Origin of the sequence: Bradyrhizobium sp. SSBR45G (assembly GCF_030159255.1) — a bacterium.
GTDB lineage: Bacteria > Pseudomonadota > Alphaproteobacteria > Rhizobiales > Xanthobacteraceae > Bradyrhizobium.
This window is the reverse complement of record NZ_BSCT01000012.1, coordinates 145,207-169,250: the sequence shown is the minus strand read 5'-3', so window position 1 is coordinate 169,250 and position 24,044 is coordinate 145,207. Positions and strand designations below refer to the sequence as shown.

Annotated in this window: 19 protein-coding genes and 1 pseudogene; 8 read left to right on the top strand and 12 right to left on the bottom strand. The window is 65.6% G+C overall.

The genetic code is table 11. The annotated features are described in order from the left end of the window. A pseudogene (locus QQL87_RS37330) lies at window positions 1-107 on the top strand (IS30 family transposase); the annotation flags it as partial. A gap of 51 nt (window positions 108-158) precedes the next feature. Here the strand turns inward: QQL87_RS37330 and QQL87_RS16880 are convergent. Both QQL87_RS16880 and QQL87_RS16875 read right to left on the bottom strand, forming a co-directional pair. Continuing rightward, window positions 159-359: a hypothetical protein gene (locus tag QQL87_RS16880; RefSeq protein ID WP_006614616.1), complete on the bottom strand. Its 201-nt coding sequence runs from the start codon at window positions 357-359 to the stop codon at window positions 159-161. Between the two features lie 166 nt (window positions 360-525). Beyond that, on the bottom strand, window positions 526-2,385 hold the full coding sequence (locus QQL87_RS16875) for an ABC transporter ATP-binding protein/permease (protein WP_284420044.1): 1,860 nt from the start codon (window positions 2,383-2,385) through the stop codon (window positions 526-528). Between the two features lie 233 nt (window positions 2,386-2,618). On the opposite strand from QQL87_RS16875, the gene rpmE reads away from it, so the two are divergent. Beyond that, window positions 2,619-2,846 carry a 50S ribosomal protein L31 gene (gene rpmE, locus QQL87_RS16870; protein ID WP_015664357.1) on the top strand — a complete coding sequence of 76 codons (228 nt, stop codon included), beginning with the start codon at window positions 2,619-2,621 and terminating at the stop codon, window positions 2,844-2,846. A gap of 156 nt (window positions 2,847-3,002) precedes the next feature. On the opposite strand, the gene rcdA is transcribed toward rpmE, so the two are convergent. After that, on the bottom strand, window positions 3,003-3,515 hold the full coding sequence (gene rcdA / locus QQL87_RS16865) for a protease adaptor protein RcdA (RefSeq protein WP_284420043.1): 513 nt from the start codon (window positions 3,513-3,515) through the stop codon (window positions 3,003-3,005). Window positions 3,516-4,127: 612 nt separating this feature from the next. Beyond that, on the bottom strand, window positions 4,128-4,319 hold the full coding sequence (locus QQL87_RS16860) for a DUF1192 domain-containing protein (protein WP_284420042.1): 192 nt from the start codon (window positions 4,317-4,319) through the stop codon (window positions 4,128-4,130). 84 nt (window positions 4,320-4,403) lie between these two features. On the opposite strand from QQL87_RS16860, the gene QQL87_RS16855 reads away from it, so the two are divergent. The 3 genes from QQL87_RS16855 to QQL87_RS16845 all read left to right on the top strand — a co-directional run bounded on the left by QQL87_RS16855 (window position 4,404) and on the right by QQL87_RS16845 (window position 9,146). Then, a complete protein-coding gene (locus tag QQL87_RS16855) occupies window positions 4,404-5,402 on the top strand; it encodes an NAD(P)H-quinone oxidoreductase (protein WP_284420041.1) in 999 nt (332 codons plus the stop codon). 169 nt (window positions 5,403-5,571) lie between these two features. Next, window positions 5,572-8,448, top strand: coding sequence for an EAL domain-containing protein (locus QQL87_RS16850; RefSeq protein ID WP_284420040.1), 2,877 nt, complete (start codon window positions 5,572-5,574; stop codon window positions 8,446-8,448). A gap of 161 nt (window positions 8,449-8,609) precedes the next feature. Next, complete coding sequence (locus QQL87_RS16845; protein WP_284420039.1) at window positions 8,610-9,146, top strand: hypothetical protein; 537 nt, start codon at window positions 8,610-8,612, stop codon at window positions 9,144-9,146. A gap of 79 nt (window positions 9,147-9,225) precedes the next feature. Here QQL87_RS16845 and QQL87_RS16840 read toward each other — a convergent pair whose 3' ends face one another. Further along, window positions 9,226-9,717, bottom strand: coding sequence for a MarR family winged helix-turn-helix transcriptional regulator (locus tag QQL87_RS16840; RefSeq protein WP_284420038.1), 492 nt, complete (start codon window positions 9,715-9,717; stop codon window positions 9,226-9,228). A 287-nt stretch (window positions 9,718-10,004) separates the two neighbouring features. Here QQL87_RS16840 and QQL87_RS16835 point away from each other — a divergent pair, with 287 nt between their 5' ends. The 3 genes from QQL87_RS16835 (at window position 10,005) to QQL87_RS16825 (ending at window position 15,859) form a co-directional block, all read left to right on the top strand. Further along, window positions 10,005-11,867, top strand: a complete 1,863-nt coding sequence (locus QQL87_RS16835; protein WP_284420037.1) for a feruloyl-CoA synthase — start codon at window positions 10,005-10,007, stop codon at window positions 11,865-11,867. Window positions 11,868-11,886: 19 nt separating this feature from the next. Beyond that, complete coding sequence (locus QQL87_RS16830) at window positions 11,887-13,719, top strand: AMP-binding protein (protein ID WP_284420036.1); 1,833 nt, start codon at window positions 11,887-11,889, stop codon at window positions 13,717-13,719. A gap of 154 nt (window positions 13,720-13,873) precedes the next feature. After that, complete coding sequence (locus QQL87_RS16825) at window positions 13,874-15,859, top strand: methyl-accepting chemotaxis protein (RefSeq protein ID WP_284420035.1); 1,986 nt, start codon at window positions 13,874-13,876, stop codon at window positions 15,857-15,859. A 16-nt stretch (window positions 15,860-15,875) separates the two neighbouring features. Here the strand turns inward: QQL87_RS16825 and QQL87_RS16820 are convergent, their stop codons facing one another. The 7 genes from QQL87_RS16820 to QQL87_RS16790 form a co-directional block, all read right to left on the bottom strand. Continuing rightward, window positions 15,876-16,874, bottom strand: coding sequence for an ABC transporter ATP-binding protein (locus QQL87_RS16820; RefSeq protein WP_284420034.1), 999 nt, complete (start codon window positions 16,872-16,874; stop codon window positions 15,876-15,878). Further along, complete coding sequence (locus tag QQL87_RS16815) at window positions 16,874-17,884, bottom strand: ABC transporter ATP-binding protein (protein ID WP_284420033.1); 1,011 nt, start codon at window positions 17,882-17,884, stop codon at window positions 16,874-16,876. Before QQL87_RS16815 ends, QQL87_RS16820 begins: the two co-directional genes overlap by 1 nt. Beyond that, window positions 17,884-18,825, bottom strand: a complete 942-nt coding sequence (locus tag QQL87_RS16810; protein WP_284420032.1) for an ABC transporter permease — start codon at window positions 18,823-18,825, stop codon at window positions 17,884-17,886. Before QQL87_RS16810 ends, QQL87_RS16815 begins: the two co-directional genes overlap by 1 nt. Beyond that, entirely contained in the window at window positions 18,791-19,750 is a 960-nt protein-coding gene (locus tag QQL87_RS16805; protein WP_284420031.1) for an ABC transporter permease, read from the bottom strand. The genes QQL87_RS16810 and QQL87_RS16805 overlap by 35 nt, the downstream gene beginning before the upstream one ends. 42 nt (window positions 19,751-19,792) lie before the next feature. After that, window positions 19,793-21,586 carry a peptide ABC transporter substrate-binding protein gene (locus tag QQL87_RS16800; RefSeq protein WP_284420030.1) on the bottom strand — a complete coding sequence of 598 codons (1,794 nt, stop codon included), beginning with the start codon at window positions 21,584-21,586 and terminating at the stop codon, window positions 19,793-19,795. Window positions 21,587-21,847: 261 nt separating this feature from the next. Then, entirely contained in the window at window positions 21,848-23,641 is a 1,794-nt protein-coding gene (locus QQL87_RS16795; RefSeq protein WP_284420029.1) for a peptide ABC transporter substrate-binding protein, read from the bottom strand. A 144-nt stretch (window positions 23,642-23,785) separates the two neighbouring features. After that, window positions 23,786-24,043 (bottom strand): DUF7662 domain-containing protein, encoded by a 258-nt coding sequence (locus QQL87_RS16790; RefSeq protein WP_284420028.1) that lies wholly within the window; start codon window positions 24,041-24,043, stop codon window positions 23,786-23,788. Window position 24,044 lies beyond the last annotated feature (1 nt).

Here is a 24,044-nt window from a genome sequence, read left to right as displayed (position 1 = left end):
AGCAACGCGTCCACCGCCTCAACAATACCCCGCGCAAGTGCCTGGACTTCCAGACACCCGCCGAGGCATTCTCAAAACTCAAATCAACCGTTGCACTTCAACCGTGAGTCCATCTCCCTGCTTTCGCAGGGGCGACACCGAGAATGCCGGGATATCAACTACACCCCGCGAAACAGCACGCCGATCGTCAACACCACGAAGGCAATCGCCAGCGCGTCGAAGGCGTGAGCGGCCGACAGCAGCGGCACCGAGGCGTGCATGTAGTGCGCGAGCATCGCGACGAGGGCGAGCACCAGCGCGATCGCGAAGATCACGAACGAGGGCGGGGTGAGGGCAAAACTGCCACGACGATAAGGCATGCGCGTTGCTCCTGTTCGGTACAGTGTGCGGTACAGTGTGCGGTCCGGCGCGCGTCAGCGCAGCGCGCCATCTGTTCCGGCAGGGAACGTACAAGGCCCGCGAAAGGTTGCAGGCCCGGAAACGAGAATTCGCGGGTGTTGCCCCCCGCCCACGGTGTTGCCGGACCTACACGGTCTCGAACTGCAGCCGTGCGAGGCGCGCATAGAGGCCGTTGGCGGCGACCAGGGACGTGTGCGTGCCCTGCTCGACGATGCGGCCGCGGTCCATGACCAGGATGCGGTCGCAGGACAGCACGGTGGCCAGGCGATGCGCGATCACCAGAGTGGTGCGGTCCTTCATCAATCCTTCAAGCGCGGTCTGCACCAGGGTCTCGCTCTCGGCATCGAGCGCCGAGGTCGCCTCGTCGAGCAGCAGCAGCGGGGCATCGCGCAGGATGGCGCGCGCGATCGCGATGCGCTGGCGCTGGCCGCCGGACAGGGTGACGCCGCGCTCGCCGAGCGGCGTCTCGAAACCCTCCGGCAGGCGGCGGATGAATTCGCTGGCATGGGCGAGATCGGCGGCGCGCTCGACCTCGGCGTCGGTCGCTTCCGGCCGGCCGAAGCGGATGTTCTCGCGCGCGCTTGCGGCGAACACGACCGACTCCTGCGGCACCAGCGCCATGCGCTCGCGCACCTTGCGCGGATCGGCGGCGCGCACCGGCACGCCGTCGACGGAGATCGCGCCGGAGGCCGGATCGTAGAACCGCAGCAGCAGGTGAAAAAGCGTGCTCTTGCCGGCGCCGGACGGGCCGACGATCGCGACCTTCTCGCCGGCGCGGATGGCGAATGACACATCCTCGAGGACGCGGACGTCGGGGCGGCCCGGATAGGCGAAGCTGACGCGGTCGAAGCCGATGTCGCCGCGCGGCGGCTCGGGCAGCTCGCGCGGCTGCGCCGGCGCGGTGATCTCCGGCTGCTCGTTCAGCAGCTCGAACAGCCGCTCGGCCGCGCCGGAGGCCGCCGACACCTCGCCCCAGACCTCCGAGAGCTGGCCGAGGCCGGCCGCCGCGAAGGCTGCGTAGAGCACGAACTGGCCGAGGCGGCCGGCGCTGATATTGCCGGTCAGCACGTCGTGCGAGCCGACCCAGAGGATCGCCACCACGCTCGAGAACACGATGAAGATGATGATCGCGGTGAGCACGCCGCGCGCCTTTGTCGAGACCCGCGCCGCCTCATAGGCCTGCTCGACCTCGCCGCCAAAACGCCCGGCCGCAAGCTTCTCGCTGGTATAGGCCTGCACGGTCCGGATCGAGCCGATCAGCTCGGACGCATAGGCCGAGGCGTCGGCGAGGGTGTCCTGGGCGTTGCGCGACAGCCGGCGGACCCAGCGCCCGAAGGCGACCAGCGGCAGCACGATCAGCGGGATCGCCAGCAGCACGAAGCCGGAGAGCTTCGGGCTGGTGAACACCATCATCGCGGTGGCGCCGAAGAACAGCATCAGGTTGCGCAGCGCGATCGACACCGAGGCGCCGGCCGCCGACTTGATCTGGGTGGTGTCGGCGGTGAGCCGCGACACTAACTCGCCGGAGCGCGTGGAATCGAAGAAGGACGGCGACAGCGACATCAGATGCGCGAACACGTCGCGCCGGAGGTCGGCGACGATGCGCTCGCCGATCGTCATGACGAGATAATAGCGGGCCGCACTGGCCAGCGCGAGCACGACCACGACCGCGATCATGACGCTGAAATAGCTGTTGATCAGCGCGATGCCCTTCGGCGTGAAGCCGAAATCGATCATGCGGCGGACCGCGACGGGCACCAGCAAGGTGGTCAGGGCGGCGATCGTGAGCGAGATGAGCGCGAGGATTGCGCGGCCGCGATAGCGAAGGATATAGGGCGCAAGCGCCAGCAGCGGGCGCAGCTTGGAGCGGCGGACCGGAACGGCCGGCTCGGTCAGCGCCTCGACGGCGGCGACGGCATCCTCGACCGCCTCCTGCGCTGAGGGGGCAGCGCTCTGGCGCTCGTCAAGCCGTTCCACTGCACTCATGGGGTCACCTGAGAATTCATCCAATCTGACGTGGTGATAGGCCTGCGATACCGGCCTTGGCAAATCCGGAAACTTACCAAGGTGGTGCAGCGCCGCTGGCTTGTTTCGCGACCTTGGCTTGTTTTGGGCGGGACCATGGGCTATAGAGCCCGCGAATTGTCCCCCTTCAGTGACGACAGGATCAGGCGCGGCTGCGCCGTGTCATGTCTTCGCATCACGTCGCAGGATCAGCCATGAAAGCCGATATTCACCCGAATTATCATACGATTACCGTCGTGATGACCGATGGCACCGAGTACCAGACCCGCTCGACCTGGGGCAAAGAGGGCGACAAGCTCAACCTCGACATCGACCCCAAGTCGCACCCGGCCTGGACCGGCGGCACCCAGCAGCTGATGGATCGCGGCGGCCGCGTGTCGCGCTTCCAGAAGAAGTTCCAGGGCTTCCTCAAGAAGGATTGATGCTCAAGGCCGCCTCGCCGCGGCCTTCGGCTCTGCCCGACTGGATTGCTCACAGCAAAACGCCCCCGGAAACGGAGGCGTTTTTGTTTTGAGGCTGAAGCTGTCCTTGGACGCAGACCGGCTCGGCCGAAGCAGAGCCGGTGAGGCCAAAAGGTCTTACTGCTCGAACGCGGCCTTGAGCCGATTCAGGTGCGGAACCAGGGGATTGCCGATCGCGCTCTGGTCCGGCGGCGGGGAATGGATGGTGGCGTCGAGGCGGCGGACGCGCGCCTGCAGGTTCATCGAGCGCGAGATCAGGTCCTGCAGCTGCTGCGGCAGCTTCTCGAGCAGGTCATCCGGCCCGGGATCGGCGGCCGTGAGCTTGACCTTGGTCTTCTCGCGATTGGCCTGGCCGAGGGTCATCTCCCCCTCCTTCACCGCGCGGTGCAGCAGCAGCCAGGAGGCGAGCTGCATGAGGCGCGTGGTGAGCCGCATGCTCTCCGTCGCATAGGTCAGGCTGACGGCGCGATCGAGCGCCTTGGCTTCATTGCGGCCCTCGCCGTCGAGATAGGCGGCGGTCTCTTCGACGAGATCCATGCCTTCCCGGAACAGCGTGCCGAAAGCAGCGGAGTTGGTGAGCCGCTCATTGAACTGAACAAGAGCGCCATCGCCCAGCAAACGGTCCGACATGGTTAACGCCTCATAAACGCGACTGTTTACGCAATCCGGCAACCGTGCCGGTATGATGAACAAATCATTGCGCGCCCGGTTTCGAGAGTCCAGCAGCAACGCCTAATATGGTTTCCACGGCGTGGGACGTGCCGTGTCGGCGTACCACTTGAGGCTGCAGGACGGTCAGTTGAGCCGAGTCGCACCCTCGGCTCAACTAGCAAACACGATCACGGCAATAATGTGCGGGACGCGGACAACGATGACGTTTCTCTTGCTGCGACGCAAAGGATCCTGTCGCTGCCCGCCTGATATAAAGAGCCGACCCGAACTGATCGTTCCAAGCGACTGCCGCCGCCGCATCCTCGGCGTTCGCGGGCGTTAACAAGTTCGCAACGGAGGGGGCGGGAGGCGCGGATGGCGCGCGCAAAAAAAGAGCCGCCGTTTCCGGCGGCTTTGAAGTTGATAACAGGGAGGCGTCAAACAGAGTGGACAGGAGCCACTCAGTGTCCAAACGAGGACAGTCACGGTTGTAAACGCGAAAGCTTAATCAACCGTAAATGGCAGCATTTTTTCAAACTTCATTAGCCATGTCGGCCACTGGCCGACCGTAATCCTACGTGCCGGATGAGCTCATGACTTGAAGATGCTGGCCGCGGCGTCGCGCGAGGCGCGCTTCTTGGCCACGGCCTGCTCGATCCGCTCGATCTCGGCGCGCAGCAGCGCGACACGGCCGGTCAGTTCCTCGACCGACAGCATCGACAGATCCTGCCCGATTTCGTGTGAAACGGCCTTGCGCGGCCGATCATCGTCCTCTTTTGCCATCTCGCCCTCTCCCGGTTGCCAGCGGGGCCCGGGCTGGCTTAAGCACGCCGCAGCACCCGCTCGATCACTAGGGAAGGATTTCTCATGGAACAGCTGCCCGCGCAAATGACCGTGGTCGCCATCAGCCAGCCGGGCGGACCCGAGGTACTCAAGCCGGAGACCCGGCCTGTTCCCAAGCCCGGCCCCGGCGAGATCCTGATCAGGGTGAAGGCGGCCGGCGTTAACCGTCCCGACGTTGCCCAGCGCTCCGGCAGCTATCCGCCGCCGCCCGGCGCCAGCGACCTGCCGGGGCTGGAAGTCGCCGGCGAGGTGGCGGCGCTCGGCGAGGGCGCGGTCCGGCACAAGCTCGGCGACACCGTGATGTCGCTGGTCGCCGGCGGCGGCTATGCGCAATATTGCATCGCACAGGACGCCCAGGCGATGGCGGTGCCCTCCGCCCTCTCCATTCTGGAAGCCGGCGCCCTGCCCGAGACGCTGATGACGGTGTGGCACAATGTGTTCGAGCGCGGCGGCCTCAAGGCGGGCGAGACGCTGCTGGTGCATGGCGGCTCCTCCGGCATCGGCACCATGGCGATCCAGCTCGCCAAGGCGTTCGGCGCCAAGGTGCTGGTCACGGTCGGCTCGCAGGACAAGGCGGATGCCTGCGTCAAGCTCGGCGCCGACCGCGCGATCAACTACAAGACGGAAGACTTCGTCGCCGTGGTCAAGGAAGTGACCGGCGGCAAGGGAGCCAATGTCATCCTCGACATGGTCGGCGGCGACTATATCGAGCGCAATTACGACGCCGCGGCCACCGATGGCCGCATCGTCCAGATCGCCTTCCTGGGCAGCCCGAAGGCCACGGTCAATTTCGTTAAGCTGATGGTGAAGCGCCTCACACACACCGGATCGACCCTGCGCCCGCGCAGCAATGCCGACAAGGCGGCGATGGTGGCGGCGATCGAGGCCAAGGTGATGCCGTTCCTGCGCGAGGGTCGCATCAAGCCGCTGATGGACTCGACGTTTCCACTCGCAGATGCAGCCAAAGCGCATGCACGCATGGAGACGAGCCAACATATTGGCAAAATTGTGTTGGAAATCTAGGTGCGCTCTAAACAGAGCGTGTGTGGAATCCCTTTGATTTTCCTCGCTTTCGTGCCAATGATCGCGCACATCTGAACCGTGCCTGGAACGGCTCCAATTCCTTTCGCGAACGCGACTTTAAGTTTGATCTGTTTCGCTGTGGTCTGGTGTCGAACGCGGAGATTTGACATTGCGTCTGATCAGGTACCTGGCGTCGTTGGTGGCGCTGGGCCTCGTGATGTGTGCCGCTGCCCCCGCTCAGGCCGTTGACGCCGTCAGCGTTCGCAGCGACGCGCCTGCTATCGACCTGACCGGCATCCTCGATCACCAGCGCAGCGAGAACGATCGCATCCAGGTCTCCACCGCGCCGGGCACCGACGGTATCGTCCGCCGCATCGAGGTGCGCGCCCGCGAGGGCGGCCAGCACTGGATCGTGTTTGCGCTGGCCAACAACACCGACGACCAGCTCGACCGCCTGATCGTGGCGCCGCATTACCGCGTGGTCGGCTCCGGCGTGCTGTGGCCCGATCTCGGCCTGTCGCGCATCGCCACCATCACGCCCTCGATCGGCGACCTGCCGGAGCGGCAGGAGAGCCCGACCGCCGACGTGTTCCGCGTCACCCTGGATCCCGGCTCGGTCGTGACCTTCGTCGCCGAGCTGCGCACCGACAAGCTGCCGCAGCTCTATCTCTGGGAGCCCGAGGCCTACAAGGACAAGGTCAACTCGTTCACGCTGTACCAGGGCATCGTGATCGGCATTTCCGGTCTTCTTGCCCTCGTTCTCACCATTCTGTTCGTGGTGAAGGGCAGCATCATGTTCCCGGCGGCGGCCGCGCTGGCCTGGGCGGTGCTCGTCTATATCGGCGTCGATTTCGGCTTCTGGGGCAAGGTCCTGGACATGTCGAACAATGCCGAGCGCGTCTGGCGCGCCTCCGGCGAGGCGATCCTGGCGGCGACCCTGCTGGTGTTCCTGTTCGCCTATCTCAACCTGTCGCGCTGGCACGTCCGCTATTCCCACATCACGCTGGGCTGGCTGTTCTTCCTGGGTTCGCTGGTCGCGGTTGCGCTGTTCGATCCCGCCGTGGCGTCAGGCATCGCGCGCATCTCGCTGCTCCTGATCGCCGTCATCGGCTTCGCGCTGATCGTCTATCTGTCGAGCCACGGCTTCGACCGCGCGGTGCTGCTCATCCCGACCTGGTTCCTGCTGACCGTGTGGGTCGGCGCCGCCAGCATGACGGTGGCGGGCCAGGTCACCAACGACATCGTCGGCCCGGCTTTGCTCGGCGGCCTCGTGCTGATCGTGATGCTGATCGGCTTCACGGTCATGCAGCACGCGTTCGCCGGCGGCGGCGCCACCACGGGCATCGTCTCCGACGTCGAGCGCCGCGCGCTGGCGCTGGCCGGCTCCGGCGACCTGATCTGGGACTGGGACGTCTCCGCCGACAAGGTGTTCACCAGCCCGGAGACCGAGACCCTGCTCGGCCTCAAGCGCGGCACGCTCGAAGGCCCGGCGGCGAAATGGCTCGAGGTGCTGCATCCGCTCGACCAGGACCGCTTCCGCGCCGCGCTCGACAGCGTACTCGACCAGCGCCGCGGCCGTCTCGTGCAGGACTTCCGCCTGCGCACCCCCGACGGCCATTTCATGTGGTTCGCGCTGAAGGCGCGGCCCGTGGTCGGCTCCGACGGCGAGGTCTCGCGCGTGGTCGGCACGCTGACGGATGTGACCGAGTTCAAGAACGCCGAGGAACGCCTGCTCCATGACAGCGTGCACGACAATCTGACCGGCCTGCCCAACCGCAAGCTGTTCATCGACCGCCTCGCCGCTGTCGCCAATTTCGCCAAATCGATGCCGGCGATGCGGCCGACCTTGATGGTAATCGATCTCGACCGCTTCAAGCAGGTCAATGATTCCGTCGGCATCGCGGTCGGCGATTCCATCCTGCTGACCCTGGCGCGGCGGCTGTCGCGGATCCTGAAGCCGCAGGACACGCTGGCGCGGCTGGCCGGCGATCAGTTCGGCCTGATCCTGCTGTCGGAGCAGGACCCCGCCCGCATCACCGCCTTCGCCGAGACCATCCGCAAGACCATCCGCGCGCCGATCGCCTTCAACGAGCGCGAGATCTTCCTGACCGCCTCGATCGGCCTGGCGCTGTCCGATCCGCAGACCCAGCTGTCGGAGGACATCATCAAGGATGCCGAGCTGGCGATGTATCACTCCAAGCGCATCGGCGGCGACCGCATCGACGTCTACAAGCCGGCGATGCGCGCCCGCAAGAACGACCGCCTGACCCTGGAGAGCGAGCTGCGCCGCTCGATCGAGCGCCAGGAGATCACGATCCTGTACCAGCCGATCGTGCGGCTGGAGGATCGCTCGATCGCCGGCTTCGAGGCCCTGGCACGCTGGGACCATCCGAAGCTCGGCCGGATGTCGCCGATCGAGTTCATCACCATCGCCGAGGAGATCGGCCTGATCGTCGATCTCGGCACCTTCGTGCTCGACCAGACCGCGCGGCAGCTCTCAGTGTGGCAGCGCGCGACGCGGCTGCGCGAGCCGATCTTCGCCAGCGTCAACGTCTCGTCGCGGCAGCTGCTCCGTCACGACCTGATCCACGACATCCGCTCGGTGCTGGCGCGCTCCTCGGTTGCGCGCGGCTCGCTCAAGATCGAGCTGACGGAATCGCTGGTGATGGAAAACCCCGAGCACGCCGCGCAGATGCTGACGCGCATCCGCGAGCTCGGCGTCGGGCTGTCGATCGACGATTTCGGCACCGGCCATTCCTCGCTGGCCTATCTGCAGCGCTTCCCGTTCGACACCCTGAAGATCGACCAGTCCTTCGTCCGCACCACCGCGCGCGGCACCCGCCCGGTGATCCTGAAATCGATCATCGCGCTGGCCCACGACCTCGGCATGGACGTGGTGGCGGAAGGCGCGGAGTCGGATTCCGACGCCGTCGAACTCTACCAGCTCGGCTGCGAATACGCGCAAGGCTACGCCTTCGGCGAGCCGATGGACGCCGACGCCGCGATGCGGCTGCTGACGGAAGAGCGGCTCGAAGCGGCGAGCTGACGGGCAGCGTCCCTTCGCTGCGATCCAGTCCGCGAGAGCGTGCCGACGGCCCCCCACTTTCGTGCAACGGGCGAGCATGCCTTAAGATGCATCTTTCAATTCATGTATCTTGAGGTAGAGTATCTCGGCACCGCGTTTCAACCGATACAGGAGTGATGCTGATGGGCGCCAGGACGAACGCAGCCTTGGTCATCGCATCCCTGATCGTGTTCGTGACATCGTCCGTTGGTGACATCATCTTGGCTGCCGAGCCGCAAACCTCGGCGAGCACGGCCGACGAGCAGTGGTTGTTCTTTATCGTGGGGTCGAGAGGATTCGACCGCCGTAAGATTCTCAACTGCGGTGACGACAGGACGCTGTTCGACCGAGACGGGATGTGGGGAATCCGCGACGCCGACGGCCACGAGATCATCGCACCGCGCTATCGCGCGCTTGACTGCTTCAAGAGCGACACGATCGTGGCTGCCATAGACGAACGGCGTCAATGGTGCGCGTTGGCAGCTGACGGAACGCCACGAGATCCGTCCTCATGCAGCAGCTACTACTCGCCTGTGAATTGGACGCACACGCGCCAGCAGGAGCTCGACAAGGACCCCTACGAAAGCAGTGTGCTGTGGGCGCGCGCCCGGCTCGAATTTGGCGCTGGTAAACGCGATCGCCCACCGCAGTTCGAGAGTATCAACGTCAACACCTTCTAAGAACCGATTGAGACGAGCGCCGCTTCCTCGATCGTCCGACAGATAGCGCATGCGACACATGCCCGCGTATTGCTGCCGTCTAATCCATCTCGAACTGCGACAGCGCCGCCAGCGCGCGGCGATAATTGTCGGCGCCGAGGCGGCGCGCGACGCGCTTCTCATGGGCGGCCACGAGGGCATGGGCCTTCTTCAGGATCAGGCGGCCGCGCGGTGTCAGGCCGAGCGCGTGCGCCCGGCGGTCCTGCTCGGAACGTTCGCGCACGATCAGCCCGGCCTGCTGCAGATCGTCGAGCAGTCCCACCATGCGTGCGCGTTCGATGCCGAGCGCGCCGGCAACCGCGATCTGCGTCGCGCCGGGATTGGCCGCGATGGCCTCCAGGATCGAATAGAGAATGACGTCGAGATCGACAGCGGCCAGCGCCGCGTTGATGTCGCGGAAGATCCAATGCTGCAGGCGGCGGACGAAATAGCCGAGATGGTTCTCGAGCTCACCGAGACCGATCCCGGTGTCCTGTCTGGTGTCCTGCCTGACGGCGTCTCGTTGCGCTCCGGCGCTTGCGCTCTTGGACATGCTGGCTCGCTGATATGACGCGCTCATGCCTAGACCGGCGGCCGAGCCAGGACAAGTCGCCGCAATTGGTCACATCCACAATAATTGCAAATCACAACCATTCTGTTAGTCTGACCTGCAACGAATACAGCTGGGAGGGAGAGCCATGCCGTCATCGAGGACGACGACTGTCTGCATTGCGTCAGCAATGCGGCGGCGCATGACAGCGGATCGCCGCGCGTCCCGGATCGAGCGGACGCGGTTCGCATCAGCCAGCGACGTGCCCTCTCACGCGACGGAGGTGCGCCATGGGTAACGCCGAGCGCCGTCTCGACGCCGAGCCTGCCATGTTTGCGACACCCTCGATCGAGGCTTTGAAGCGAGACGACGGCGCGATCATCCTGCGCTCGCGCATGAAGCTGCAGCCTTCGGCGCGCTGCACCGGCGAATGGCTGGAAAAATGGGCACGCACCGTTCCCGACCGGACATTCCTGGCAGAGCGCCGCGGCGACACCTGGACCCGTCTCACCTATAGCGAGACGCTCGCCCAGGTCCGCGCCGCAGCAGCCTGGATGCTGGCGCACGGCCTCGGCCCCGACCGTCCGCTGGCGATACTCTCCGACAACAGCATCGCCCATGGCGTGCTGGCGCTCGCCGCGCAGCATGTCGGCGTGCCCGTCTGCGCGATCTCACCGGCCTACTCGCTGATGTCGACCGACCACGAGAAGCTGCGGGCGATGATCCGGCTGCTCGATCCCGGCGCCATCTTCGTGGCGCAGCGCGGCGCATTCGCGCGTGCCCTCGTCGCGATCGAGGGTCTGCACCGCGCCACGATCATCGCCGGCGACGGCGATGGGATCAGCGCCGTGCCGCTGCAGACCTTGATCGCGACGAAGCCCGGCCCGGACGTGGACCGCGCCTTCGCCGCAGTCACACCGGACACGATCGCAAAGCTGCTGTTCACCTCGGGCTCGACCGGACAGCCGAAGGCCGTGATCAACACGCACCGGATGCTGACGATGAGCCAGCAGGCGAAGTCGCAGCTGTGGACGTTTCTGCGCGAGGTCGAGGGCGGCCCCGTCATCCTCGACTGGCTGCCATGGAGCCACACCTTCGGCGCCAACCATAATTTCAACCTGGTGCTCGCCCAGGGCGGCTCGATCCATATCGACGGCGGCAAGCCGGCGCCCGGCCTGTTCGAGACCTCGCTCGCGAATCTGCGCAGCCTGGTGCCGACGATCTATTTCAACGTGCCGCGCGGCTTCGACATGCTGGTCACAGCCCTCAAGGCGGATGACGATCTGCGGAAGAAATTCTTCACGGGCGTGAAGTGCATCCTCTACGCGGCGGCGGCGCTGCCGCAGAACCTGTGGGATGCGCTCAACGAGATGAGCATGGCCACGATCGGCCGCCCGGCGCCGCTGGTCTCGGCCTGGGGCGCCACCGAGACCTCGCCGCTGGCGACCGACTGCCACTTCTTCGCCGAGCGCGCCGGCAATATCGGCGTGCCCATTCCCGGCACCGAGCTCAAGCTGGTGCCCGCGGGCGAAAAGCTCGAGGTCCGCGTCCGCGGCCCGAACGTGATGCCGGGCTATTGGAAGGCGCCGGAGATCACGGCCGCCGCCTTCGACGACGAGGGCTTCTACAAGATCGGCGACGCGGTGAAGCTGGCCGATCCGGATCACCCCGAGCGCGGCCTGTTCTTCGACGGCCGCATCACTGAGGATTTCAAGCTCTCCTCCGGCACGTGGGTGAATGTCGGCGCGTTGCGCGTCGCCGGCATCGCCGCGCTGGCGCCGCTGGCGCAGGACATCGTGATCGCCGGCCACGGCACCGACGAGGTGCACTTCCTCATCGTGCCCAACATCGCCGTGTGCCGCAGCACAGCAGGTCTGGCGGACACGGCCTCCGTCGGCGAGGTGCTGGCGCATCCGTCCGTGCGCGAGGGCGTCGCGCAAGGGCTCGCAAAGCTGCGCGACGAGGCCGTCGGCTCGTCGCGCTATGCGACGCGCGCGCTGCTGATGGCGGAGCCGCCGTCGCTCGATGCCGGCGAGATCACCGACAAGGGCTACATCAATCAGCGCGCGGTGCTCGTCCGTCGCGCCGATCTGGTTGCCCGGCTGCAGGACGACGCAGCGTCCGACCTGATCAGGCCGGGCACGAGCAGCTGAGCGCGAGAACGGAGCGGCGATGTCGCGCTGGATCGTCCGGACCGAAGCGGACCTCGCCGCCATCGAGCGCGACGGCCTCGATGCGTTCCTGCCGCACGCCTCGCCGTTCGCGCTGATCGAAGCCAGCGCGCGGCACTGGCCGCAGCAGACGGCGATCCGCTACGTCACCAGGGTCGGCCAGCCCGAGACCGACATCGCCGTCAGCTACGACGCTCTCGCTCGTCGTATCCGCCAGGCTGCGAACCTGTTCCGCAGGCTCGGCGTCGGCCCAGACGACGCCGTTGCGATCCTGGCGCCGCATACGCTCGCAACTGAGATCGCGTTGTGGGCGGCGCAAGTGGCTGGCCGCGCCTGCCCGATCAATCCGATGCTGCCGTCCGAGCATGTCGTGAGCCTGATCGCGGCGTCCGGCGCGAAGATCGCGATCGTGCTCGGCGAGAACGGCGATCTGCCGCTGTGGCCACGGCTGGTCCCGGCGCTGCGCGCGTCCAAGCGCCTGTCTGCGATCCTCCATTGCGATGCCGACGAGCCCACCGCCGGATCGGACGGCTGCTTCGAGGACCTGCTCAATCAGGAAACTGCCGACACACTCGACTTCGCCCTGTCAGGTGATGACGATGCGATCGCGGCCTGCTTCCACACCGGCGGCACGACAGGCGCGCCGAAGCTGGCGCTGCATACGCGCCGCAACGAGGCCTTCGTCGGCCGTGCCGCTTCCGTGATGTATGACCTCGGCCCGGGCGACATCCTGATCAACGGCTTCCCGCTGTTTCACGTCGCCGGCGCCTTCGTCTACGGCCTGTCGGTACTGGCGGCCGGCGGCACCATCCTGATCCCGACCCGGCTCGGCCTGCGCAACCAGGCCTTCGTCACGTCGATCTGGAGACAGGTGGCGCACTACGGCGTCACGGTGATCGGCGGCGTGCCGACGGTCATGAGCGCGCTGATGGCCGTCCCGGTCGACGCTGATCTTGCGACGTTGCGGATGATGCTGACCGGCGGCTCGCCGCTGCCGACCGAGCTTGCCGATGCCTTCGAGCGCGCGGTCGGCAAGCCCGTGCGCAACATCCTCGGCATGACCGAATGCGCCGGAATCGTCACGATCGAGCCGTTTCACGGCCCGCGTGTGTCAGGCTCCACCGGCTTGCGGCTGCCCTTCACCGAAGTGCATGCGTTCGCAGCGACGGCCACGCCGGCCGATCTCGCCCGGCCCTGCGCTCCCGGTGCGACCGGCGTCCTCGCGCTGCGCGGACCCAATGTCAGTCCAGGCTACAGCGATGCGGGCCGCAACGCCGGCACGTTCGATCATGGCTGGCTGATCAGCGGCGATCTCGGTCATGTCGACGCCGACGGCCGCGTCCATGTCACCGGCCGCGCCAAAGACGTGATCATCCGCGGCGCGCACAACATCGATCCCGGCCTGATCGAGGACGCGCTGCTGCAGCATCCCGCGGTGGCGATCGCGGCCGCGATCGGACGTCCCGATGCCTATGCGGGCGAACTGCCCGTTGCCTATGTCACGCTCAGGCCCGGCACTGGCGTCGACCCGGACGAGCTGCGGCGCTTCGTCGCCCGGCATCTCGAACCGGCCGCCCAGCCCAAGGCCGTGGCCGTCCTGACGGAGATGCCGCTGACGCCGATCGGCAAGATCTACAAGCCGGCGCTCCGCCTGCTCGCGACCCGCGAGGCCATCACCGATGCGCTCGCGCAGCGCGGGCTCCAAGCCGATGATTTTGCATTGGATGTCACCGAGGCCGGACTCGCGCTGCGGCTGAGACATGCCGGCCACGAAGCCGGCGCGCGGGCCGCGCTGCTCGGCATGCCCATCAACTACACGCTCCACGTAGGCTGAGACGTGTTTCCGGCTCAAGGCGCGCCGGAAAGCCGTAGAAATACGTAACAGCGCTCAAAATCCAGCAGCATGTTACCATTTCTACTTAACCGGGCATCAACCGCGATTCCTTAAGATTCTTTGCAACTAAGGCCCCTCGCGCCCGGATCGTCTCATGGCTCAACTGCGTTTTTCGCTCGCCTTCCGCATCTATGCGATCATTGGGCTGTCGTTCTGCGGGCTCGCCGGCCTCGCCGCAACACAGAGCCAAAATCTCGAAACCGCGCTGAAGGATCAGCGGCAGAGCGAGCTCGTTCACCTCTCGCAGACGGCGCTCAGCATCGCTCGCGAGGAGTATGACACGATCGCGCGCGACAAGGTGGCGCCCGAGCTCGCGCAGAAGAAGGCGGCCGAGCGGATCGGCAAGCTGCGCTACGGCAGCGGCGACTACTTCTGGATCAACGACATGGCTCCGAAGATGGTCATGCATCCGATCAAGCCGGAGCTGAATGGCCAGAGCCTCGCTGACAACAAGGACCCGACCGGCAAGCGGCTGTTCATGGAGATGGTCGACGTCGTCAGGCGCCAGGGCGCCGGCGTGGTCGACTACATGTGGCCCAAGCCCGGCAAGGACGCGCCGCAGCCGAAGATGTCCTATGTCGTCGGCTTCGAGCCATGGAGCTGGATCATCGGCACCGGCGTCTATGTCGACGATCTCGAAGCCCAGATGTGGGAGAGCAAGCGCGGCGTCATCATTGTCGCCGTGCTGGTGATGCTGATCATCGGATCGATCACCTTGATCATCGCGCGGCGGATGTCGTCGGCTTTGGCCGCGATGAGCGGCGCCCTGACCGAGCTCGGCCATGGCAATTTCGACATCAAGCTGCCGGGCCAGGACCGCAGCGACGAGCTCGGCGACATGGCGCGCTCGATTGAGCAGTTCAGGCTGAAGACAGAGGAGAAGACGCGGCAGACGGCGATGCTGGAGGACGAGCAGCGCCAGGTCGCCGAGCGCATCAAGAGCAGGGCGCTGAAAGAGATGGCCGAGGCCGTCGAGCAGGCGGCGAGCGCCGCGGTCGGCGAGGTCGCCGAAGGCACCGGCCACATGGCCACGAATGCCAAGTCCATGACCGAGAGCGCGCTGACCTTGGAGCGCAATTCGAGCAGCGTGGCGGCGGCCGCCGAGCAGGCGCTGGCCACGACGCAGACCGTCGCCAAGGCCTCCTCGCAGCTCGCGGCCTCGATCTCGCAGATCTCCAGCCAGGTGAACTCGTCCCGCGAGCTGACCCGCAAGGCGGTCGCTGCCTCCTCCGAGGCCCAGGCGACGATCGCGAAACTGTCGGAGGCGGCTGACAAGGTCGGCGCCGTGACCAGCCTGATCAGCGAGATCGCCGGCCAGACCAACCTGCTGGCGTTGAACGCCACCATCGAGGCCGCCCGCGCCGGCGATGCTGGCCGCGGCTTTGCGGTCGTCGCCTCCGAGGTCAAGTCGCTGGCCGAGCAGACGGCCAAGGCCACCAGCGAGATCGCGCAGCAGATCGCCGAAATTCAGGACTCGACGCGCGCCTCCGTGACCTCGATCGGCGCGATCGGCGAGGTCATCCGCAACGTGGAAGCGGTATCCTCCGGAATTGCCGATGCGATCCAGGCCCAGAACAGCGTGACCATCGAGATCTCGCGGACCGTCGAGGAGACCTCGGCAGCGGCGCGCGAGGTCGCGACCCAGATCTCCGAGGTCTCGCGCGAGGCCAGCGAGGCCGGCCGGCGCTCGACCGACATCCGCGACGGCTCGACGACCGTCGCCGAGAAGGTGCAGCGGCTGCGGACCGAGCTGGTGCGGGTGATCCGGACCTCGACCGCCGATGTCGACCGCCGGCTGTCGACGCGGCTCAACATCAACCGTCCGGGCACGCTGCAGGCGAATGGCGAGCAGATCAGCGTCACCGTGCGCAACCTGTCGCTGGGCGGCGCCCTGCTCGAAGCCGTTCCGGTTCGCCTGGCTGTCAACACGTCGGTGACGCTCGAGATCCCCGGCATGATATCCGACCTGCCGGGCACCGTGACACGCGCCGGCGATCGGACCGCGCTGATGCAGTTTACGCTCAGTGCGGAGCAGTCATCGCGCCTGACGGCCCTGATCTCGGACCGTCAGGCGGCGTGACCGGCTGAGGTTGACCTCAGCGGAAATGGCAGGCGACGAGATGCCCCTCGTCGCTTGCCTTGAGAGGCGGCACTTCCTTGCTGCAGACATCCTTCGCGATCGGGCAGCGGGTGTGGAAGTGACAGCCGGACGGCGGATTGATCGGGCTCGGCACCTCGCCCTTGAGCCGGATGCGCTTGCGCTTGACGCTTGGATCGGGGATCGGCACCGCCGACAACAGCGCTTCCGTGTAGGGATGCTTCGGCGTCGAATAGAGCTGGCGTGACGGCGCGGTCTCGACGATGCGGCCGAGATACATCACCGCGACGCGGCGGCTGATGTGTTCGACCACCGAGAGATCGTGCGCGACGAACAGATAGGCGATGCCGAATTTCTGCTGCAGGTCCTCGAGCAGGTTGATGACCTGGGCCTGGATCGAGACGTCGAGCGCCGATACCGGCTCGTCGCAGATGATCAGCTTGGGCTCGACCGCGAGCGCCCGGGCAATGCCGATGCGCTGGCGCTGGCCGCCGGAGAATTCGTGCGGATAGCGCGTCATGTGGTCGGCCTGCAGGCCGACGGTCTCCAGGAGATGGACGATACGCTCCTCGTATTGCTGCCGCGAGCTGGCCAGGCCGTGGATCGTCAGGGCCTCGCCGATGACGGCGCCGATGGTCATGCGCGGATTGAGCGAGGCGTAGGGATCCTGGAAGATGATCTGGATGTCGCGGCGCAGCGCGCGCAGGTTTTCGCCTGACAGCGCGATGACGTCCTTGCCCTCGAACTTGAGCTCACCCGAGCTCGGCTCGATCAGCCGGAGCACGCAGCGGCCGGTGGTCGACTTGCCGCAGCCGGACTCGCCGACCAGACCGAACGTCTCGCTCGGCTCGATGTGGAAGTTGACGCCGTCGACGGCACGCACGCTGCCGATCTGGCGCTTGAGCAGCCCGCCCCTGATCGGGAAGGCCTTGGTCAGGTTGCGTACGCTGAGCAACGGCGCCGGCGCAGCGGCAGGAGCAATACTGGCTTCAATCATCACGACAACGTCTCTTCGGCGCGGATGCACGCCACCTTGTGGCCGGGCTCGATCTCACGCAGCTCAGGCTGCGCGCGCCGGCAGTCCGGAATGGCGAAGCCGCAGCGCGAGGCGAAGCGGCAGCCTTCGGGTGGGTTGACCAGCTTGGGCACGCTGCCAGGGATGCTCTCCAGCCGGCTCTTCCTGACCGCCGCGAGATCGATCCGCGGGATCGAGCGGATCAGGCCTCTCGTGTAGGGATGGCGCGGATTGGCGAACAGCTGGTCGACCGGCGCCTCCTCGGCCACCCGGCCCGCATACATCACGACGACGCGCTGGGCGACCTCGGCGACGACACCCATCGCGTGGGTGATCAGCATGATCGACATGCCGAGCCGCTCCTTCATGTCGAGCAGCAGATCCAGGATCTGCGCCTGGATCGTCACGTCGAGCGCGGTGGTCGGCTCGTCGGCGATCAGGAGCTTGGGATTGCAGGACAGCGCCATCGCGATCATCACCCGCTGGCGCTGGCCGCCCGAGAAGTGATGCGGGTAGTCGTGAATGCGGCGCTGCGGGTTGGGAAGCTGCACCAGCGCCAGCATCTCCGCCGCGCGGTCCAGAGCCGCCTTCTTGGACAGGCCCTCATGCAGCCGGATCACCTCGGCGATCTGATCACCCACGGTGTAGACCGGGTTGAGCGAGGTCATCGGCTCCTGGAACACGATCGCGATCTCGCTGGCGCGGATCTTGTTCATCTCGGACGAGCCGAGCGGCACCAGGTCGCGGCCCTGCCACAGGATCTGGCCGCCGGCGATGCGGCCTGGAGGCATCGCGATCAGCTTCAGCACCGACATCGCGGTGACGGTCTTGCCCGAGCCGGACTCGCCGACCACGCACAACGTCTCGCCGCGGTTGATCGTGATGTCGACGCCGTCGACGGCCTGGACCTGGCCATCGTCGCTGTTGAAATAGGTCTTGAGCCCCTTGATCTCGAGGAGCGGTGTGGCGTTGGAGTGCACTTGCGCGTCCATCACATCACCTTCCGCGGATCGAGCGCGTCGCGCAGGCCATCGCCGATGAAGTTGATCGCGATGACGGTGAGGAAAATCGCGCCGCCGGCAAACAGCGCCCAATGCGGCGCGATGTCGAGATAGTCCTTGGCGTCGAACAGCAGACGACCCCAGGTCGGAATATCGGGCGGAAAGCCAAGGCCGAGGAACGACAGCGTCGATTCCGCGATGATCGCGGCCGCAACGTCGATCGTGCCGGCGACGATGACCGGGCCAAGCGCGTTGGGCAGGATGTGGCGGGTGACGAGACGAAAGTTGGAGGCGCCGAGCGCACGCGCGGCCTCGACGAACTCCTTCTCGCGCAGCGACAGGAACTGCGCACGCACCAGCCGCGCCACCGGCATCCAGCGGAAGCCGCCGATCACCAGCACGATCAGGACGAAGGTGCCGCCCTCCGGACCGACCAGGCCCTTCAGGAGATCGCGGAACAGATAGATCACGAGCAGCAGCAGCGGCAGCTGCGGCAGCGACAGGAACAGGTCCGTCAGCCACATCAGCGCGGCATCGACCGGTCCCTTCGAGTTGCCGGCGACGGCGCCGATGACGACGCCGACGAACAGGCCGACCGCCATCGCCGCAAAGCCGACTGCGAGCGAGATGCGTCCGCCATAGATCATCCGCGCCAGCAGGTCCTGGCCGAGATCGTCGGTGCCGAACGGATGATCCCATGACGGCGGCGCGAGCCGCGCGGTGAAATCGATCTCGTTGATCGGCACCCGCCAGATCCAGGGGCCGACGACGATCGCGAGCGCCAGCAGCGCCAGCACGACGATGCTGACGGCCGCCATGCGATGGCGCAGGAAGCGCCTGACGGCGTCGCGTCCGGGCGAGAAGCGGCGCTTCTTCGCAGCCGGCGCGACCGCCGTCTCAACGGAAGGAGATGCGTGGGTCAAGCCAGCCATACAAAATGTCTGCGATGAGGTTGAAGAGGACGACGAGGCAGGCGAACACGAAGGTCACCGCCATGATGACGGGCGTATCGTTGGCGAGGATCGCGCTGATCAGGAGCGAGCCGATGCCGGGAATGCGGAAGATCTGCTCGGTGACGATGGCGCCGCCGAACACCGTGGGCATCTGCAGCGCGACCAAGGTGACCACCGGGATCAGCGCGTTGCGCACCACGTGCTTGACGATCACCTTGCTCTCGTCGAGCCCCTTGGAGCGCGCCGTCGTGACGTAATCGAGCTTGATGACGTCGAGCACGGCCGAACGCACATAGCGCGTATAGGACGCGGCCTGGTAGAGGCCGAGCACGGTGACCGGCATCACCGCCTGCTTGAAGTTCTCCCACCACCACATCCATCCCGTGGCCGGGATATCCGCGCGATAGACGAACGGCAGCCAGCCGAGATTGACCGAGAATACCAGGATCAGGAGCAGGCCGGTGAAGAAGGTCGGCAGTGAGAAGCCGATGAAGGCGAAGGTGTTGGCGATCTGGTCGAAGATCGAATAGGGCCGCCGCGCCGCCAGCACGCCGACCGGGATGGCCACGATCAGCGCGAGCAGCTGCGCGGTGCCGACCACGTAGAGCGTGGCCGGAATCCGCTGCAGGATCAGCGTGTCGACATTGACGCGGCTGGCGAAGGAGAAGCCCCAGTCGCCATGGATCATGGCGACCAGCCAGCGGAAGTAGCGCACCATGATCGGATCATCCATGCCGAACTTGATGCGCAGGGCCTCGCGGACCTCCGGGGGAATGTTCGGGTTGCTCGCAAGCTCGCCGAACGGATCGCCCGGCGCGAGTGCAAGCAGCACGAACAGGATCAGGCTGATGCCGAGCAGGCTCGGCACGGCGACGATGAGGCGCCTGAGAAGGTAGTTTCCCATCGCTCCACCTCTACGATGTCTGGCTGGTCATGCTGGTTGCGATCAGGTCTCGCGATACCAGTTGGCGATCTGCCAGAGGTCGTTGTCCCAGCCGCTCTTGTTCGCGACCATCCCGTTCTTCAAGCCGATGCAGTTGCGGCGGTTGATCTCGGGCAGGATGTAGTTGTCCTGCACGACGAGGTCGTTGAGCTTGACGAACAGCGCCGCGCGCTTGACCGGGTCGAGCTCGCTCGAGGCCTGCTTGTAGGTCTCGTCGTAGTCCTTGTTCTGCCAGCGCGAGATGTTGCGGCCCTGCCACTTGTTCTCCTTGCTGGCGACCTCCCAGGAGGTGAACTGGTTCATGAAGAACTGCGGGTCGGCCTGCGGCATGGTGGTCTGGTACATCTCCATGTCGCAATAGAAGTGCGGATAGGTGTCGGGGTTCGCCGGGTCGGAGGAGAAGAACACCGACGCCACCACCGACTTCAGCTCGACCTCGATGCCGGCCTTCTGGAACGCCTGCTTGATGATCGCCTGGTTCTTCTGGCGCGGCGCGTTGATCGAGGTCTGGAACACCAGCTTGATCGGCTTGCCGTCCTTCTCGCGCACGCCGGACGAATTCTTCTTCCAGCCAGCCTCTTCCAGGATCAGGTTGGCCTTCTCGATCGAGAACTCGAACTTGTTGTTCGGCGAGCGGAAGCGCTCGGGGTTGTTGAGGAAGTTCGCGGTCGCAACACCGGCGCGGCCGTAGATGAACTTCTGCACCGAGGCGCGGTCGATCAGCAGGTTGATGGCCTTGCGCACGGCCGGGTCGGTGAAGAACGGATGCTTGGTCTTGACGCTGGCGCGCTCGCCGTCGACCTCGGTCCAGGGATCGGTGACGTTGAGCGCGATGTACTCGATGTGGCCGGTGACCGTGAGCTGCGCCTTGCCCTGCCCGCCGGCCTCGAGCTTGGTCAGGATCTCGTCCTCGACCTGCAGATTGTAGGCGTAGTCGTATTCGCCGGTCTGCAGCACGGCGCGCGCCGCGGAGACTGCGTCACCACCGCCCTTGACCTCGACGGAGTCGAAATACGGACGGTTCGCCTGATGGTAGTCCGGATTACGCTTGGCGGCGATGGAATCGCCGGGCTTGAAGTCGACGTAGACGTAGGGGCCGGTGCCGACCGGCTTCAGGTTCGCCGGCGCCTCGCGCGACTTGGCGCCGATATAATCGGCGAACAGATGCTTCGGGATGATGAGGCCGTAGGCAGCGACGAACGGATCGGCCCAGAACGGTGTCGGCTGCTTGAAGTTGAGCTTCACCGTGTAGTCGTCGATCTTGTCGATCGCCTTGATGCCGCGATAGCTGCCGACCGAGACGGCCGCGGTGTCCGGATTGACCGAGTATTCCCAGTTGAAGATCACGTCGTCGGCGGTGAAAGGCTTCCCGTCGTGCCACTTCACGCCCTGCTTCAGCTTCCAGGTCACGGACATGCCGTCGGCGGCGAGCAGACCGTTCTCCTTGCTCGGAATCTCCGCTGCGAGAATCGGCACCAAATTACCGTCGGCATCCCAGCCGGCGAGCGGCTCGTAGAACAGGCGGCTGGCCTCCTGATCCTTGGTGCCGTTGGCGAAGTGGGGGTTGAGCAGGGTCGGCGCCTGCCAGAACAGCAGCTTGAGCGGACCACCAGCGCCGGCCTTGGTCGGCTTGTACTCCATCGAATCGGCGGCGAAGGCGACACCGGAATGGGCGAGCATCGTGCCGGCCATCGGCGCGGTCAGCCCCACGGCAATCATTCGCTGCACAAATTCGCGCCGTGACAGGCGTCCCGCTTTGACATCAGCGATCTGGTTACGGAGGTCACGCTCGTTCATCATCAACTCCAGTGTGGTGCTGAATGCCAAAAAAATGCGCCCCGCGACGCATCTGCGCGGAGCTGCATAAAATTGGATCAGCCTTCGAAGCGACTGTCAAAGCAGAATCCGGGCCAATTCCGCAAGAAGGAACGGATCGATTGTCGCACCTTGCATTGCGGCAAGAAACACCCGCGAACCATCCCGGAAAATGGAACTACATCACCGGAGATGGTCCGCAGTGCAGCGGGTGTTCTGCTGGCGCGGAAGCCGAGATCGCGCTCAGCTCTCGCGATACCAGTTCGGCAGCTGCCAGAGGTCGTTGTCCCAGCCCGAGGAGTGCGTCTGCAGCCCCTTGCGGATGCCCGAGAGACGCGGGCGGTTGAGCTCGGGCAGCACATGATGCTCAGAGCAGACGATGTCGTTGAGCTTGATGTAGAGCGCGGCGCGCTTGACAGGATCGAGCTCGATCGTCAGCGCGTTGTAGAGATCGTCGTATTCTTTGTTCTGCCAGCGCGCGATGTTGCGGCCCTGCCATTTGTTGGCCTTGCTCGCGGCCTCCCACGAGACGTACTGGGTCATGAAGGCCTGCGGCTCGGGCGACGCCATCGTCATCTGGAACATTTCGATGTCGCAGTAGAAATGCGCGTAGGTATCGGGATTGGCGACGTCGCTGGAGAAGAACACCGAGCCCACGACGGATTTCAGCTCCATCTCGATGCCGGCCTTCTGGCAGGCCTGCTTGATGATCGCCTGGTTTTTCTGCCGCGGCCCGTTGGTCGATGTCTGGAACACCAGCTTGAGCGGCTTGCCGTCCTTTTCGCGGATGCCGCTCGCTCCCTTCTTCCAGCCGGCATTCTCCAGGATCTGATTGGCCTTCTCGACCGAGAACTCGAAGCGCATGTTGGGCGAGCGATAGCGCTCGGGATTGTTGACGGCATTCGCCGTGGCGATGCCGCCGCGGCCGTAGATGAACTTCTGGATCGAGGCGCGGTCGATCAGCAGGTTGATCGCCTCGCGCACCGCGGGATCGGAGAACAGCGGATGCCTGGTCTTGAGGCTCGCGCGCTCGCCATCGACCTCGACATTGGGATCGGTGGCGTTGAGCAGGATGAACTCGAGATTGCCGGTCGGCACGATCTCGACGACCCCGGCTCCACCCGTTTCGAGCTTGATCAGGATCTCGTCCTCGACCTGCAGATTCCAGGCGTAGTCGAACTCGCCGGTCTGCAGCACCGCACGCGCGGCCGACACGGCGTCACCGCCGCCCTTGATCTCCAGGCTGTCGAAATAGGGACGGTTCGGGACGTGATAGTCCGGATTGAGCTTGCCCGTGACGGTGTCGCCGGGCTTGAAGTCGACGAACAGATAGGCGCCGGTTCCGACCGGCTTGAGATTGTTCGGCGCCTCGCGCGACTTGGCGCCGATGTAGTCGGCGAACAGATGCTTCGGAATGATCGCGCCGCGGCCGCCGACGAACGGCGTGAACCATTGCGGCGTCGGCTTATCGAACACGAGACGGACGCTGTGATCGTCGATCTTCTCGATCGCCTTGATGTCCTTGTAGTCGGCGATGGTGACCGCGGACGTCTCGGGATGGGTGGCGTATTGCCAGTTGAAGATGACGTCGTCGGCGGTGAAAGGCTGGCCGTCATGCCATGTCACGCCGGGCTTGAGCTTCCAGACGACCGATGTGCCGTCGGCTGCCAGCGTACCGTTGGCGAGGCTCGGAATTTCGGCCGCAAGCACCGGCACGAGATTGCCGTCGGCATCCCACCCCGCGAGCGGCTCGTAGAAGGCGCGCGCGGCCTCCTGGTCCTTGGAGCCGATCGCAAAATGCGGATTGAGCAAGGTCGGCGCCTGCCAGAACAGGATCTTCAGCGGTCCGCCACCGCCGGCCTTGGTCGGCTTGTAGGGAAAGGCCTGCGCGGCCATCGCGACACCGGAATGCGCCAGCATCATGCCAGCCAGCGGGGCCGTCAGTCCGGCGGCGAGCATCCGCTGCACGAAGTCGCGGCGCGACAGCCGCCCGTGCTTGACCGCAGCAATCTCGCGGCGCAGGTCCTGTTCATTCATTCCTTGTCTCTCCAACCATCAAAGATTGCGACCGTGCTCGCATCTCGAGCGAGCGGCGCAGCCGCGTCACGATTGACTCTCTGCCCGAGTGCCCCTGTTCCCAGGCCGAAGGCACGATCCGGGCCAATTGGCTGCGACATCCCGTCAGCGCGGCGGCTTCAGCTTACGGAATCGGACGCCTTTGCCATCCGGCAGCCGGGTCGCGACGTAGCCAGCCGCCAGGCAGGCCTCGCGCTGCGGCATCTTCTCCTGCGGACTCCTCAGGCTGTCCCACCACGACGCGCGCTGCGCGGCGCGCGGCAGGCTGTCGCCGATCAGCTCCTCGATGGCTTCGAGGCTCAGCATCAGTTCGGGAAGGGTCTGTCGCTTGAGGTAGTCCCGAAGCGCATCATAGTCCGGCAAG